The following is a 12,905-nucleotide window of genomic DNA, read 5'->3' as shown; positions in this document are numbered from 1 at the left end:
TATCACTTATCCGGCCGCCTCCGGTCTACCGGAAGACGACCGCGACGGTGTGCTTATTTTCGCGAAATCCGTTCTTTGTCGAGACTGTCCGGAGTGGCTGTTGACCTACGCTGCATCGAACGACGCGTTTCCCCATGACCCGACGTCCGACCAATGGTTCAACGAAGGGCAGTTCGCCGCTTATACCGAACTCGGCCGGATCATGGGGGAGCAAGCCGCCGACTGCGTCCGAAAGCTTAAGAAGTTAGCGATCTGAAATTGGCAGGGCGACCCACCCCGCCGCCCGCGCCTGGCTCTTGCCTGATCGCGCCAGCTGGGCCACCATGAACTGCGTGAGTAAGGTGACCCTAACTACCGAGCTGCCGATTCCGGCGGCGACCGCGTCCGCGCTGGCGCGCAAGCCCGAGCTGATGCGGCATGTGCTGAGCCCGGTGCTGCGGATTTACCGGCTCGATGTCCCCGAGCGCATCGAGGTCGGCACCCAGGGGTCGGCGCGGTTCTGGTGGTTCGGCGTGATCCCGGCCTGGACGCATCACCTCACCATCAAGCGACTCGAGCCGACCGAGATCTACACGAACGAGCACGGCGGACCCGTCCGCACCTGGAATCACCGCCTGACGTTCGAACCCATCGACGAACGCAGCTGCCGCTACACCGACGAGATCGAAACCGACGACGGCCTGCACGGGCTGGCGACCCGCGCCTTCGTCCGGCTCATGTTTCGCCACCGGCATCGGCGGTGGCGCAAGCTCGCGCGGATCCTGCGATGACCGGCGCGCACCAGAGAGGGCGGTGAACCATGGTCGGGAATCAAGAGGGCATCGGCATGCTGAAACTCGAATGCCCGCACAGCCATCCCGTCGGCAGGATTTTCAAAGACGCCCCGCATCAGGCGGTGCAGTTCGACCCGGGGGCCCAGGTGGGGCCGCGCCGCTTCTGGCCTGACGAAGACGAGCAGCCGAACTTCACGACGGTCTGCCGATTCTGCGATAAGCCGGTGGGGGACGCCACGTCCGCCTTGCAGACCAAACTCGCCACGGTGATCGCCGATGCATCTGCGACCGCCGAGATGGTCACGCTGCCGTACGTGTAGGCGGCCGGCCCCGCGGATACTGTAAGAGCTACAGTAGCGGGATTGCGGCGCGGCGCATCGGCGGCGCCGACCCGAGAGGAGTCCCGTGGCGCAGCACCCTCCGACACCGCAGAGCACACCCCGTCCACCCGAAGGCGATTGGCTGGGCACGCCATACCTGCGCTTCGAGCGCCAGGGGCCGATCGCGGTGTGCACCATCGACCGCCCCCAAGCGCGCAACGCCCTGAGTCCGGCGATGTACTTCGGAATCCGTTATGCGGTAGGACGTCTCAACGAGGACCCGGATCTGGCCGGGCTGGTGCTCACCGGAACCGGAGACGTCTTCGCGCCCGGCGGCGACATGGGCGGCGGGGGAGGCGAGGACAACTGGATCACCTTCGGGTCCGCGCTGGGCATGGACGTGACCCCGTTCGACGCGGTGCGCACCTCCGGCAAGCCCATCGTCTCCGCCGTCAACGGGCTCTGCCAGGGCGGCGGATTCCAGATCGCGCTGTGCAGCGACCTGTCGGTGGTGAGCGATCGGGCGACCTTCCGGGTGCCCGAGTTGTTCCGCGGCTACGCCGACACCTACTACAGCCAGATGCTCACCCGCGTCATCGGGCCGGTCCGCACCCGCGACCTGATGTTCACCGGACGGGTGCTCACCGCGGTCGAAGCCCTCGACTGGGGCCTGGTCACCCGGGTGGTGCCGCATGAAGGTCTGCTGGACGCGGCGAAAGACCTACTCGCGCAATGCTCTCGGACCGCGCCACGCGCCCGCGGCGTCATCAAGTCCAGCATCGACAGCTACCTGGGCCTCTATGACCGCATCGGCATGACCGCCAGCCTGTCCGACGCCGAGGCCATCGAAGGCTTCCGCTCGTTCAAGGAACGCCGCTCACCCGATTGGGTGCATCCGGAACTGCGCGTCGAGGGACGGCTGTAACGCTCTCAAATCCCGCGCGGCCGGTCCCGCCAAAATGGTTCCCGCAGCTGCGTTTTCAGGATCTTCCCGCTCGCGTTGCGGGGCAGTTCCGACACGAAATCCACGGTGCGCGGGCATTTGAAGCCCGCCAGATGCCGCCGGCAGAATTCGATGATGTCGGCGGGATCGACCCCGTCGCCGGCCACCACGATCGCCTTGACCGATTCTCCCCAAAAGTCGTCGGGCACCCCGATCACCGCGGCGTCGGCGACGGCGGGATGCTCGATGAGCACGCTCTCCACCTCGGGGCCGTACACGTTCTCGCCGCCGGTGATGATCATGTCCTTCAACCGGTCTTCGATGTAGACGTAGTCCTCGGCGTCGAGGCGCCCGACGTCCCCGGTGCGCACCCAGTCGTCGTCGGTGATCGTCTCGGCCGTCGCCTCCGGGCGGTTGAGATAGCCACTCATGTTCTGGTTGCTGCGCACCCACACCTCACCGGATTCCCCGGGCGGCAACGAAGCATCGGTCTCGGGATCGACGATGCGAATCTCACAGCCCAGCACCGCCTTTCCGGCCGAGAGCTGCAACTCGGGGCGCGTCGCATCGCGATGATCGGCGTCGGACAGCGCCGTGACCGCGCCGCACAGCTCCGTCTGTCCGTACACCTGCACGAATTTCGTGTCCGGCCATGTCGACAGCGCCCGATGCAGCAACGGCAGTGGCATCGGTGCCGCCCCATAGACGATGTGGCGCAGGCCGGCGATGGCGGCGGTCGCCGCCTCACCCGCGTCCAGGAACCGGGCGATCACCGGCGGCACGAAGAACGCGTGAGTGGCGCCGGCGCGCACGGCGCCGATCAGCGTCGCGGCGTCGGGTTCCCGGGTCATGATCGTGGGCGCCCCGGCCCGGATGCCGAACAGCGCGTAACCGATCCCGCCGACGTGAAACAGCGGCATCGCAACGAGATTCGCGTCCCCATCGGCGAACGGGAACGCCGGCGCCAAGTTCGCCGCGTGATTGACCAGCGCGCGCTGGCTGAGCAGCACGCCTTTGGGGCGGCCGGTGGTGCCCGAGCTGTAGATCACCAGCGCGGTCTCGTTCTGGTCGAGGCCCGCGTCGGCCGGCTCCGGTGCCGCTGCGGCGAGCAATGATTCGTATTCGTCGCCGATTTCGACGATGCGCTCCAGGCCGGGCACTCGCTCGGCGGCCGCCTCGGCCGCGGCACGCAGCTCGGCGCCGACCAGCAGCACGCGGGCGCCGCTGTCGGCGAGGACGTGGACGAGTTCGTCGCCGATCACCCGCCAGTTGACCACGGTGGTGGCCACGCCGATGGATGCCCCGGCGATCAGCACTTCGAGGCAGGCGGGGTGATTCTTGTCCAGGAAGGCCACGCGCTGGCCCCGCTCGATCCCGGCGGCGCGCAGCGCCCCCGCCGCGCGACGGATGCGCGAGCTCCAGTCGGCCCAGGACCACTGGCGTTCGCCGTAGCGGATCGCGATCGCGTCGGGTCGCCGCTGCGCGTGTCGTTCGACGATGCCGGCGAGCGTGTCCGTCGTGTTGGCCGTGGTGTCGGCTGGTGGCATGGACCCCTCCGCGTTCGGTTTGTTCCACTTGGTCATACGGGATCGCTGCGCCGTACCCGACACCGGGCCCTCACTGCATGGAGCTGATCATCATTCCGCCGTCGCCCGCGGCTTGGGTGGTCGCACCGCCGCCCTGCCGGAAGTCGATGAACGCCGAGCGGCCGTTCGAGGTGTTCAGCAGCTCGGTGAACGTGCCGATCACCGGAATATCGCCGTGCGGGTTCACCACGTTGGCCGTGTAGTTGAGGGACGCTTGCTGGTCAAAGTTGGGTCCCTGCAGCGGCTTGGTCTCGGGCGAGGTCAAGCGATTCACCCCGGTCAGGATGGCCGAGGCGCCGCGGGTGAACTGGTCGATGTCGGATGACAGAACCGCGGCGGCGTCGGTGCCGCCGGCTTGTTTGACCGTGATCCGCATCTGCGCGCTGGTGTCGGCGTTGTTCAGCGCCACCCAGTTGGGGCCGCGGTTTCCCAGCGTCCAGCCGGGCGCCGGTGTGACCGAGACGCCCTGCGCGATGGCGATTGCGTCGTCGGAAGCCCGAGCCACCCCGGCCGTCGGTTCGGCGCCGGCCAGGACGACCACCGCGGCCACGGCCGCGCTCAGCGCCCCGAACCGCCAGCCGGCCGGGTGCGTCGAGGCGGGGACGGCGGACGCCTGCGGCCGAGTCGTTGACATCGTTATTCCTAACTCTCTCGGGCGGAGCGGCATTCGGGCTCGGTCCTATCGTCCTCCAGCAGCCGGAGCAAAGTCCAAGGTGGGCTTGCTCTGTGTGTCACCATGACTGGGCCGCCGCCCGACCGACCCACCCGACAAGGATCCGACATGGTGAACCCCGACCGCGCCCGTTCCCGCACGTTCGTCGTGACCGGTGCCGCCTCCGGAATCGGGCTGGCCACCGCGCGGCGGTTGTTGGCCGAGGGCGGCAGCGTCGTCGGCGCCGACCTGGCCGCCCCGCCCGACGACCTGGGCCCCCGGTTCACCTTCGTGCCCGCCGACGTGACCGACGAAGCCGCGATCGCCGCGGTGCTGGCCGCCGCGCCCGGCCGCCTCGACGGCCTGTTCCACGCAGCCGGTGTCGCCGGGGGAGGCCCGGTGCACCTGCTCGAGCGCGCCGAATGGGACCGGGTGATCGGGATCAACCTCACCGGCACCTTCCTGGTCGCCAAGGCGGCCCTGGCCAAGATGATCGAACAGCCCCGGGCCGACGGTGAACGCGGCTCGATCGTGACCGTGGCCAGCGTCGAGGGCCTGGAAGGCACCGCCGGCGGCAGCTCCTACAACGCGGCCAAGGGCGGTGTCGTGCTGCTCACCAAGAACATTGCGCTCGACTACGGGCCGAGCGGTATCCGGGCGAACGTCATCTGCCCCGGCTTCATCGAAACACCAATGGCGCACAGCGTTTTCAGCATTCCCGGGATGGAGGGGCCGCTCGCCTCGATTACCAAGGAGCATGCGCTGCAGCGGTTGGGGCGGCCCGAGGAGATCGCCTCCATGGCCGCCTTCCTGCTGTCTCCCGACGCCTCGTTCGTCAGCGGTCAGGCCATCGCCGTCGACGGCGGCTATACGGCCGGCCGCGATCACGGTGTCGTCGAACTCTTCGGCTTTCCCACTTGATACCAGCGGGATTCAAATGCCAGTAAGATTCGTCCATGAGCGGTGGACTTACTCCTGACCAAGCGATCGAGGCGATTCGAGGTGCCGGTGGCGCTCAGCCCGGCTGTCGCGCATTGCACGCGAAGGGCACGCTGTATCGCGGCACGTTCACCGCAACCCACGACGCGGCGATGCTCTCGCGCGCAAGGTATCTCGATGGTTCGCCGGTCCCGGCGCTGATCCGTTTCTCCAACGGATCGGGCAACCCCAAGCAGCGCGACGGCCGGCCGGGAGTGCGCGGGATGGCGGTGAAGTTCACCCTGCCCGACGGCTCCACCACCGACGTCTCGACGCAGACCGCCCGGCTCTTCGTCTCCAGCACGCCGGACGGCTTCATCGATCTGCTCAAGGCGATGCGGCCCGGCCTGACGACGCCGCTGCGCATGGCCAAACACCTGCTCACCCATCCGGGGCTGCTCGGCGCGTTGCCCGTACTGCGGGAGGCCAACCGGATCCCGGCCAGCTACGCCACCACCGAATACCACGGCTTGCACGCCTTCCGCTGGGTCGCCGCCGACGGCAGCGCCAGATTCGTTCGCTACCACCTGGTTCCGACCGCGGCCGAGGAGTATCTGTCGACATCGGACGCCCACGACAAGGATCCGGACTTTCTCACCGACGAGCTGAAGACTCGGTTGCAGGGCGGTCCGGTGCGGTTCGACTTCCGGGTGCAAATCGCCGGGCCCACCGACTCCACGGTGGACCCGTCATCGTCCTGGCAGAGCACCCAGATCGTCACCGTGGGCACCTTGCAGGTCACCGGTGTGGACACCGAGCGCGAGCACGCCGACGACATCGTGGTGTTCGACCCGATGCGCGTGACGGAGGGCATCGAACCCTCCGACGATCCGGTCCTGCACTTTCGGACGCTGGCGTATTCGGCGTCGGTCAAGCTGCGCACCGGCGTCGAGCGCGGCGCCGACGCCCCACCCGCCTGAGCGCAGCGAGTAGTCGCGTTCGGGACGAAATCGGCGGCAGGCTAAGTTTTTCCTTCGGTGCCGTCATTTCAGATGTTCCTCATATGCCTGGCCGGGCTGGCCGCCGGGGCGATCAACGCGCTGGTGGGGTCCGGCACCCTGATCACCTTCCCGACGCTGGTCGCGCTCGGCTTTCCGCCGGTGACGGCCACCATGTCGAATGCGACGGGCCTGGTCGCCGGCAGCGTATCGGCCACCTGGGGTTATCGCGCCGAGTTGAGCGGCCAATGGGATCGGTTGCGCTGGCAGATTCCGGCCTCGCTGGCCGGCGCGACGCTGGGCGCCTTCCTGCTGTTGCATCTGCCGGAAAAGGTGTTCGCCGAGATCGTGCCCGTGCTGCTGGTGTTGGCGTTGGCGTTGGTGGTGGTCGGGCCGCGGATCCAGGCGTGGACCGCCCGGCGCGCCGAGAAGGCGGGCCGCTCACCCGAGCACGTCACACCGAGGCGGATGGCCACGTTGGTGCTGGGCACCTTCGCCGTCGGTGTCTACGGCGGCTATTTCACTGCCGCCCAGGGCATTTTGCTGGTCGGCGTGATGGGTGCGTTGCTGCCGGAGTCGGTGCAGCGCATGAACGCGGCCAAGAACCTGTTGGCTCTGGTGGTGAATGTGGTTGCGGCGGTTGCCTATACGTCGGCGGCGTTCGATCGCATCAGCTGGCCGGCGGCCGGGCTGATCGCCGCCGGCTCGCTGGTCGGCGGGCTGCTCGGGGCGCGGTATGGGCGCCGGCTATCCGGTAACGCGTTGCGCGCCGTCATCGTGGTCGTCGGCCTGATCGGGCTGTATCGTCTGCTCGCGGTGTCCTAGCAAAATCGTTGTTCAGCAACGTGATTGAAGTTCTGGCTCAACTCAGCGTGGTGGCAGCGGCCTCGGCGATGACATCCCTCGCCTCGCCGCGTCTGCGCCATGCCCGCAGCTGGCGCATCGCGCCGTTGCCGTGGGACACGACCCGGTCGAGTTCGTGGACAACGTGTTCGTATTCGCCCAGCGAATCCAGCGCCGGGCGCACCCGTTGTACCAGCGCCCCCAATTGCTCACGCGCCGGCACCGCCCCGCGGCCGTGGATCAGATCGAGTGTGCGCCCGGACAATCCGTCGTGGGCCGCCTTCCAATACGCCGCCCGCAATGCGCCGGGCGGCAGCCGCCCAGCGTCATCGGGTGAGTCGAGCGCCGTCATCACGGCCGCCCTGATCAGGGTGGCCAGCAGCACGGTTTCACCGACGGTGGCCAGCACGTCGGCCACGCGGACCTCCACTGTCGGGAAGTCCGCCGAAGGGCGTACGTCCCAATAGATCATGTCCTTGTCGAGGATCACCCCGGTGTCGACCAGCATGCGCACCGCGCTGTCGTACTCGTCGGGTGAGGCAAAAAATGGCGGGGCTCCCGCGGCCGGCCAGCGCCGCCACAGCACGCTGCGCCAGCTCGCGTAACCGCTGTCGGCATTGCGGTACACGCGCGAATTGGCCGACAGCGCCAGCAGTGACGGCAGCCAGGGCCGCAGCCAATTGCTGACATGGATGGCCGCCGCACGATCTGGAACCTGCACGTGCACATGGCATCCGCAGATGCCCTGCTCGTGTGCGACCATCCCGAACCCTTCGCCGATCCGGCGGTAGCGCGGGGTGTCGGTGACCGGAAACTCATGTGGGGTGGCCGGCGGAAGCCCGCAGGCCAGCAGCTGGACGCCGACGGCCTGCGCGGCCTGTGCCGCGGTGCGCCGCAGCCGGCTCAGTTCCTCACCGAGTTCGGCGGTGCTCGCCGCCACGCTGGAGGTGGTCTCGACCTGGCAGCTGCTGAGTTCCAGCTGCAGCGTGATGCCGCGCCGCTCGGCCTCTGCGGCCACTGCGGCGTTCTGCGGGGCCGGCTCGCCGGTTCGCGGGTCGACGAGGAGAAACTCCTCCTCGGCGCCGACAGTGGGATGGCCGCTCATTCAGGCGATCGCGGCCGGGCAGTGCCGTGTGGCCGCCAGGCAGTGCCGTGTGGTTACCAGCGCGCGGCCGCGGACAGCGCGGAGTCGACGGTGGGGTAGATGGGCAGCACCCCGCTGAGCCCGCACGCGTCGACAATGCGAGCGACGATCGGCTCGCAGCTCACCAGCCGCAGATCGATGCCGCGTTGCTGGCAGCGTTTGGCCTCTTCGGCGAGCGCCGCGAACGCGCAGCAACCCATGAATTCGAGCCCGGTGACGTCGACCACGAACGGCCCGGGCGCCGTGACGACGCTGGCCGCCTCGCTGACCAGGTGGCGCCAGGTGTGCTCATTGCACGCGTCGACCTCGCCCCCGGCGTAGATCAGCACCGCCGGGCCGCTGCGATCGGCGGTTGCCCGCAGCGTGCTGTTCGGATCGCCCAGCTCATAGACCAGCTTGGTGCTCAGCATGAGATGAGTGGTGGGCAATTGTTCCGCAATGGCTGAGTTCATGATGGACCCCCTGATCGACCGGCGTCGGCGACGCCGCGACGGATGCCCGTCCTAGTGTCTGAAGACAGACTGTTCGCGGATGCGAATCTCATTTGTATAACGAGACAGGGCGGTCTGTCTACGGGTCCTGGCCTAAGAGTACGGTAAGGCCTAATGACAACTTCCGATGTCGGAACGCCTGCCGCGTCGGCGCGTGAACGCGTGCTGACTGCCGCATATGAGCTGTTCAGCCGCCGTGGCATTCGCGCCGTGGGCACCGACGAAGTGATCGCGCGGGCCGGCGTCGCCAGGGCGACGCTGTACCGTCATTTCGCCACCAAGAACGATCTCGTGCTGGCCGTGCTGGAGCGTCGCGAGGAGCTTTGGACGCACGGGTTGATCGAGGAGCAGTCGCGCCGCCGCGGCACCAGCCCCGAGGAACAGTTGCTGGCGATCTTCGACGTCATGCACGACTGGTTCCAGCTCCGCGACGGATACGAAGGCTGCTCGTTCATCAACGTGCTGCTCGAGCTGGGACAGGATCACCCGGCCGGACAGGCTTGCATCACGCACATCGACCACGTCCGTGACATCGTGCGCCGCCGCGCGATTGCGGCGGGCTTGACCGACGTCGAGGACTTCGCCTCGTCCTGGCACATCCTGATGAAGGGCGCCATCATTCTCGCCGCCGTCGGCGACCTCGACGCGGCGCGCCGCGCCCGCAGGATGGCCCACGCCCTGATCGCCGAACACCGGCCGCCGTTGGTGGCCGACACCGGCGAGGCCGTGTAGTCAGACCGTGTCGGGCGCGGTCGTGCTGGCCGTGCGGCGATGCTCGGCCTCCAATTCCGCGATCGCCCGTGATGTTCGCTCGCGCAACAGGATTGCGGCCGTGAGACCGGCCACGACGGCGAGCACCAGCCCGATCCAAGAGAACCGCTCCAGCCAGCGTTCGGCCGCGATTCCCGCGTAGTACACCAATGCGGTCGTGCCGCCCGCCCAGCAGATGGCGCCCGAAACGTTGGCCGTCAGGAATCGCGGGTAGTGCATTTTCAGGGCGCCCGCCAGCGGCCCGGCCAAAATCCGTAACAGCGCGATGAAGCGGCCCAAGAAGACGGCCCGGGCGCCCCACCGGCTGAACAGCTTTTCGGCAAGCGCGACGTGTCCGGGACCGAAATGCTTTGGGAACCGCCGGCCAAGCCGGTCGAACAGCGGCATGCCGAACCGGCGCCCGATGGTGTAACCGATCGAGTCCCCGACCACCGCGCCGATCACCGCGGCGAAGCCGACCCCGATCGGGTTGACCGCCAGGTCATGATGCGACGACATCAGCGCCGCGGTGACCAACACGATCTCGCCCGGCAGCGGAATGCCCAAGCTCTCGATCCCGACCACACCGCCGACCACCAGGTAGACCGCGAGCGGCGGAATCGAGTGCAGCAAGGGCTCCACGTCCATGCGTCAAGGATGCCTGACCGGGCCCCGATCCGCGCGTTAAGGTGCGCGTTTCAATTCGCTTGGGGCGCCCAAACCTTCCAATCGCGGCCGTTTGGGTTCGCGCCCGTCATACGACGAGACGCCGCGCAGCCGCCGCCAGATCCATGGGAAGAAACTCTCCTGCGTCCAGCGCCACTGTTCGTAGGTGCCGGCGGCGAAGGAACGACGGCCGGGGTCGACGCCGTCCCGGGCCCAATCATGGTTGCTGTCAGGTAAATTGAGCGCTTCGGCGGCCGCGGCCGCGAACAACGTGTGTCCCCTGGTCGAGGCGTGCACCCGGTCGATGGCCCAGGTGTCCAACTCACGCATCGACGGCGCGTTGTACAAGTCGACAAGCCGGAACCCGTAACGATCGGCGGCCGCCCTGATCGCCGCGTTGATGCGGGTGAGCCGCCCGGCCACCAGCCGCCCCAGCGGCAGGAACTGTGCGACGTTCGGAAAGGTCGTCGTCACCACCGTGGCCCCCGATCGCGCGAGCGCGGAGTAGATGTCGTCGAGGTCGGTCAGGGCGGGGCCGAACGACCGCCCGGGCGCGATGACATCGTTCATCCCCGCGCACACGGTGATCAGATCCGGCCGCATCGCCAGGGCCCGCGGAACCTGCTCGGTGAGCACGTCGTCGATCCGCTTACCGCGGATGGCGAGGTTGGCGTAGTGCAGGCCGGGATAGAGCGAATCGACCCGCACGGCGAGGCGGTCAGCGAATCCGAGCAGGCCGATGGCGTCGTCACCGTCCCACAATCCCTCGGTCTGGCTGTCGCCGATCGCGACGTACCGGTGGTATCCGGCATGCAGAGCCCCGCTCACGAAGCCGAGAATAATGGCTAGGCCGCGCCGATAACTGGTTACCGTGAACCCATGCCACACAAGCGTGAGCGCGCCGGCTCGAGCGCCGCGGCGGATCCGCCCGCCGAATCGCTTGCGCCGCAGTATCCGATCGAGTCGGTCGACAATGCGCTCAAGTTGTTGTTGCTGCTGGGCGAACAACCCCAGGTCCGTCTGAGCGAGGCGAGCCGGTATCTGGGTGTGGCCTCATCGACCGCGCACCGGTTGTTGGCGATGCTGGCCTACCGCGGATTCGTCCGGCAAGATCCGGCGTCCAAGGCGTACCTGCCCGGTCCGTCGTTGACCGGGGTGGCGTTCGCGATCTTCGGCCGCATCGACATCGCGCGATCCGCCGCGCCCATCATGCGCGGCCTCTGCGAGCAGCTCCGCGAGACCGTGCATGTCGGAATGCTGGACGGCGCCAGTGTCCGGTTCGTCGCCGCCGTCGAGGGGCCGGCCGCGGTGCGGGTGGCGTCCCGGCTGGGCCGCGCCATGCCCGCGCACTGCACCTCGACGGGCAAGGTCATGCTGGCCCAGTTGTCGCCACCGGAGTTGCGCGCGCTGCTGCCGCGGGAGCGGCTCGAGCGCATCACCTCGCATTCGATCGGCAGCCGCGCCGAGTTGGAAGCCGAGCTGTCTAGTATCCGCGAGCGGGGCTACGCCACCAACCGCGAAGAGAGCGAGGAAGGTGTCGCCTCGGTCGCCGTGCCGATCCCGACGCGTGCGCCCGGGCTGCGGCTCGCACTCAACGCCGCCGCACCACAAAACCGCCTGGACGCTTCCCGGTATCCCGCGGTGGCCGCCGCACTTGTCGCCGCCGCCAAGGAGATTGGCGAGCAGCTCGGGTAGTCCGGCGACGATGCGGGCTCAGTAGGGCCCGCTGAGCAGACGGACAATCCAACTCAGTCAAGCCGTGCCACCTCGTGGCGCCAGGCCGCCTCGGTGGTGAATGCCGGCCCCAGATCCGGCAGCTCATCCCAGTCCGCGTCGTCGATGTCGCGCAGCGTGCCGCCGGCCGCACGCACCCGCAACGACATTCGGGCAAGCGTGTCGAGGCTGATCGCCTGCAGTACCGCCTGCGGCACCGTGGCGGCGGCGCTGGTGATGCCGTGTCCGCGGCAGATCACCACGGGCTCGCCGCGCATCGCCGCCACCATTTCCTTGCCCAAGCGTGAATTCCGGATCAGCACAGCGCGTTCGTAGACCGGGACGCCGTCGCGCGCCAACCGGGCGCCGGGAATGTCATACGCGCCGTAGATGGGTCGGATCGTGATGCCGGCCAGATCGGCGGCGACCACCGCCGGTGGGTGCAGGTGCGCGACGGCGGTGTGACGCGGATCGGCCAGCATGGTCTCGACGTGGATGGGCAGTTCGTTCGGAACGCGGTACCCGTCGAGTTCGCCGGGGGCGCCGGCGGTGCCGTCGAACCGGACCAGCCGGATGTCGCTGGGCCGGGTGAACGCCACACCGGCGTCGGCATCGCTTCGGCAGCGCACCAGCAGGCGGTCGTCGTCGACCCGCTGGCTCAGGTGGCCGAGGATGCCGTCGATCAGGCCGCGGGCGGCCGCGACGCGGCAGCCCTGCGCGACCAGGGTGCGTTGTCGCTCCAGCCGGTCGGTCATGGTTGAGCCGGCTTCGGAGCGGATTCCCTTGCGCCGAGCCCGAATCCGCCGTCGGGGCGCACGGTTTCGCCGGTGATCCCGCGGGACCGGTCGGACGCCAGGAACACATAACTGGACGCGTGGTCTTCGCCGGAGAGCGCGACGTGCAGGGGAGTGCGCGCCGCCACGTCGCGGGCCCGGTCGCCGCGGTCGTCCAGGCGGGTGTCGCCCAGCCCCAGGCTGGCGAGGCCGCGCAGGTCGGTGCCCAGCGTGCCGCCGGGTGCGACCCCGTTGACCCGGATCTGCGGCGCCAGCTCGTGGGCCAACGCCGAGACCAACCCGCGCACCGCGAATTTCGAGGACACGTAGAGCAC

General features: G+C 68.5%; 17 protein-coding genes. 9 read left to right on the top strand and 8 right to left on the bottom strand.

Annotated features, from left to right (window positions below):
• The 4 genes from Q0W90_RS18785 to Q0W90_RS18770 all read left to right on the top strand — a co-directional run.
• On the top strand, positions 1-256 hold a 256-nt coding region (locus Q0W90_RS18785; protein WP_297775776.1), incomplete at its 5' end, for a hypothetical protein.
• A gap of 67 nt (positions 257-323) precedes the next feature.
• Positions 324-770 carry a hypothetical protein gene (locus Q0W90_RS18780; protein WP_297775774.1) on the top strand — a complete coding sequence of 149 codons (447 nt, stop codon included), beginning with the start codon at positions 324-326 and terminating at the stop codon, positions 768-770.
• A 29-nt stretch (positions 771-799) separates the two neighbouring features.
• Positions 800-1,093: a hypothetical protein gene (locus Q0W90_RS18775; protein WP_297775771.1), complete on the top strand. Its 294-nt coding sequence runs from the start codon at positions 800-802 to the stop codon at positions 1,091-1,093.
• An 85-nt stretch (positions 1,094-1,178) separates the two neighbouring features.
• Positions 1,179-2,018, top strand: coding sequence for an enoyl-CoA hydratase/isomerase family protein (locus Q0W90_RS18770; protein ID WP_297602038.1), 840 nt, complete (start codon positions 1,179-1,181; stop codon positions 2,016-2,018).
• A gap of 5 nt (positions 2,019-2,023) precedes the next feature.
• Here the strand turns inward: Q0W90_RS18770 and Q0W90_RS18765 are convergent, their stop codons facing one another.
• Positions 2,024-3,583 (bottom strand): long-chain-fatty-acid--CoA ligase, encoded by a 1,560-nt coding sequence (locus Q0W90_RS18765; protein WP_297775769.1) that lies wholly within the window; start codon positions 3,581-3,583, stop codon positions 2,024-2,026.
• Positions 3,584-3,653: 70 nt separating this feature from the next.
• On the bottom strand, positions 3,654-4,256 hold the full coding sequence (locus Q0W90_RS18760) for a hypothetical protein (protein ID WP_297775766.1): 603 nt from the start codon (positions 4,254-4,256) through the stop codon (positions 3,654-3,656).
• 147 nt (positions 4,257-4,403) lie between these two features.
• On the opposite strand from Q0W90_RS18760, the gene Q0W90_RS18755 reads away from it, so the two are divergent.
• The 3 genes from Q0W90_RS18755 to Q0W90_RS18745 all read left to right on the top strand — a co-directional run bounded on the left by Q0W90_RS18755 (position 4,404) and on the right by Q0W90_RS18745 (position 7,015).
• The gene (locus tag Q0W90_RS18755) at positions 4,404-5,195 is read left to right on the top strand and encodes an SDR family NAD(P)-dependent oxidoreductase (RefSeq protein ID WP_297598906.1); all 792 of its coding nucleotides are present in this window, start codon (positions 4,404-4,406) and stop codon (positions 5,193-5,195) included.
• A gap of 35 nt (positions 5,196-5,230) precedes the next feature.
• On the top strand, positions 5,231-6,172 hold the full coding sequence (locus Q0W90_RS18750; RefSeq protein WP_297775764.1) for a catalase family peroxidase: 942 nt from the start codon (positions 5,231-5,233) through the stop codon (positions 6,170-6,172).
• 72 nt (positions 6,173-6,244) lie between these two features.
• Positions 6,245-7,015 (top strand): sulfite exporter TauE/SafE family protein, encoded by a 771-nt coding sequence (locus tag Q0W90_RS18745; protein ID WP_297700453.1) that lies wholly within the window; start codon positions 6,245-6,247, stop codon positions 7,013-7,015.
• A 37-nt stretch (positions 7,016-7,052) separates the two neighbouring features.
• Here the strand turns inward: Q0W90_RS18745 and Q0W90_RS18740 are convergent, their stop codons facing one another.
• Together Q0W90_RS18740 and Q0W90_RS18735 are read right to left on the bottom strand one after the other, a co-directional pair.
• Positions 7,053-8,138: a glutamate--cysteine ligase gene (locus Q0W90_RS18740; RefSeq protein WP_297775761.1), complete on the bottom strand. Its 1,086-nt coding sequence runs from the start codon at positions 8,136-8,138 to the stop codon at positions 7,053-7,055.
• 53 nt (positions 8,139-8,191) lie between these two features.
• Complete coding sequence (locus Q0W90_RS18735) at positions 8,192-8,629, bottom strand: anti-sigma factor antagonist (RefSeq protein WP_297598898.1); 438 nt, start codon at positions 8,627-8,629, stop codon at positions 8,192-8,194.
• Positions 8,630-8,782: 153 nt separating this feature from the next.
• On the opposite strand from Q0W90_RS18735, the gene Q0W90_RS18730 reads away from it, so the two are divergent.
• Complete coding sequence (locus Q0W90_RS18730) at positions 8,783-9,400, top strand: TetR/AcrR family transcriptional regulator (RefSeq protein WP_297598896.1); 618 nt, start codon at positions 8,783-8,785, stop codon at positions 9,398-9,400.
• Here Q0W90_RS18730 and Q0W90_RS18725 read toward each other — a convergent pair whose 3' ends face one another.
• Both Q0W90_RS18725 and Q0W90_RS18720 read right to left on the bottom strand, forming a co-directional pair.
• Positions 9,401-10,066 (bottom strand): DedA family protein, encoded by a 666-nt coding sequence (locus Q0W90_RS18725; protein ID WP_297598894.1) that lies wholly within the window; start codon positions 10,064-10,066, stop codon positions 9,401-9,403.
• A gap of 36 nt (positions 10,067-10,102) precedes the next feature.
• Positions 10,103-10,912, bottom strand: coding sequence for an SGNH/GDSL hydrolase family protein (locus Q0W90_RS18720; protein WP_297775758.1), 810 nt, complete (start codon positions 10,910-10,912; stop codon positions 10,103-10,105).
• Between the two features lie 51 nt (positions 10,913-10,963).
• On the opposite strand from Q0W90_RS18720, the gene Q0W90_RS18715 reads away from it, so the two are divergent.
• A complete protein-coding gene (locus Q0W90_RS18715; RefSeq protein ID WP_297598890.1) occupies positions 10,964-11,779 on the top strand; it encodes an IclR family transcriptional regulator in 816 nt (271 codons plus the stop codon).
• Between the two features lie 53 nt (positions 11,780-11,832).
• Here Q0W90_RS18715 and Q0W90_RS18710 read toward each other — a convergent pair whose 3' ends face one another.
• Positions 11,833-12,552 (bottom strand): class II aldolase/adducin family protein, encoded by a 720-nt coding sequence (locus tag Q0W90_RS18710; protein WP_297775755.1) that lies wholly within the window; start codon positions 12,550-12,552, stop codon positions 11,833-11,835.
• Positions 12,549-12,905: SDR family oxidoreductase (locus tag Q0W90_RS18705; RefSeq protein WP_297775752.1), on the bottom strand; the 357-nt coding region annotated here is incomplete at its 5' end. The genes Q0W90_RS18710 and Q0W90_RS18705, both read right to left, overlap by 4 nt.

It is taken from the genome of Mycobacterium sp., assembly GCF_025933915.1.
Lineage (GTDB): Bacteria > Actinomycetota > Actinomycetes > Mycobacteriales > Mycobacteriaceae > Mycobacterium.
Note: the sequence above shows the minus strand (reverse complement) of the source record. Positions and strands in the feature narration are given on the sequence as shown.

What these genes read in the sequence shown, in the direction of transcription:
- Q0W90_RS18730 (WP_297598896.1), top strand. Translation starts at nt 8,783, where the DNA reads ATGACAACTTCCGATGTCGGAACGCCTGCCGCGTCGGCGCGTGAACGC.
- Q0W90_RS18755 (WP_297598906.1), top strand. Translation starts at nt 4,404, where the DNA reads ATGGTGAACCCCGACCGCGCCCGTTCCCGCACGTTCGTCGTGACCGGT.
- Q0W90_RS18780 (WP_297775774.1), top strand. Translation starts at nt 324, where the DNA reads ATGAACTGCGTGAGTAAGGTGACCCTAACTACCGAGCTGCCGATTCCG.
- Q0W90_RS18735 (WP_297598898.1), bottom strand. Translation starts at nt 8,629, where the DNA reads ATGAACTCAGCCATTGCGGAACAATTGCCCACCACTCATCTCATGCTG.
- Q0W90_RS18775 (WP_297775771.1), top strand. Translation starts at nt 800, where the DNA reads ATGGTCGGGAATCAAGAGGGCATCGGCATGCTGAAACTCGAATGCCCG.
- Q0W90_RS18760 (WP_297775766.1), bottom strand. Translation starts at nt 4,256, where the DNA reads ATGTCAACGACTCGGCCGCAGGCGTCCGCCGTCCCCGCCTCGACGCAC.
- Q0W90_RS18745 (WP_297700453.1), top strand. Translation starts at nt 6,245, where the DNA reads ATGTTCCTCATATGCCTGGCCGGGCTGGCCGCCGGGGCGATCAACGCG.
- Q0W90_RS18765 (WP_297775769.1), bottom strand. Translation starts at nt 3,583, where the DNA reads ATGCCACCAGCCGACACCACGGCCAACACGACGGACACGCTCGCCGGC.
- Q0W90_RS18740 (WP_297775761.1), bottom strand. Translation starts at nt 8,138, where the DNA reads ATGAGCGGCCATCCCACTGTCGGCGCCGAGGAGGAGTTTCTCCTCGTC.
- Q0W90_RS18710 (WP_297775755.1), bottom strand. Translation starts at nt 12,552, where the DNA reads ATGACCGACCGGCTGGAGCGACAACGCACCCTGGTCGCGCAGGGCTGC.
- Q0W90_RS18715 (WP_297598890.1), top strand. Translation starts at nt 10,964, where the DNA reads ATGCCACACAAGCGTGAGCGCGCCGGCTCGAGCGCCGCGGCGGATCCG.
- Q0W90_RS18725 (WP_297598894.1), bottom strand. Translation starts at nt 10,066, where the DNA reads ATGGACGTGGAGCCCTTGCTGCACTCGATTCCGCCGCTCGCGGTCTAC.
- Q0W90_RS18750 (WP_297775764.1), top strand. Translation starts at nt 5,231, where the DNA reads ATGAGCGGTGGACTTACTCCTGACCAAGCGATCGAGGCGATTCGAGGT.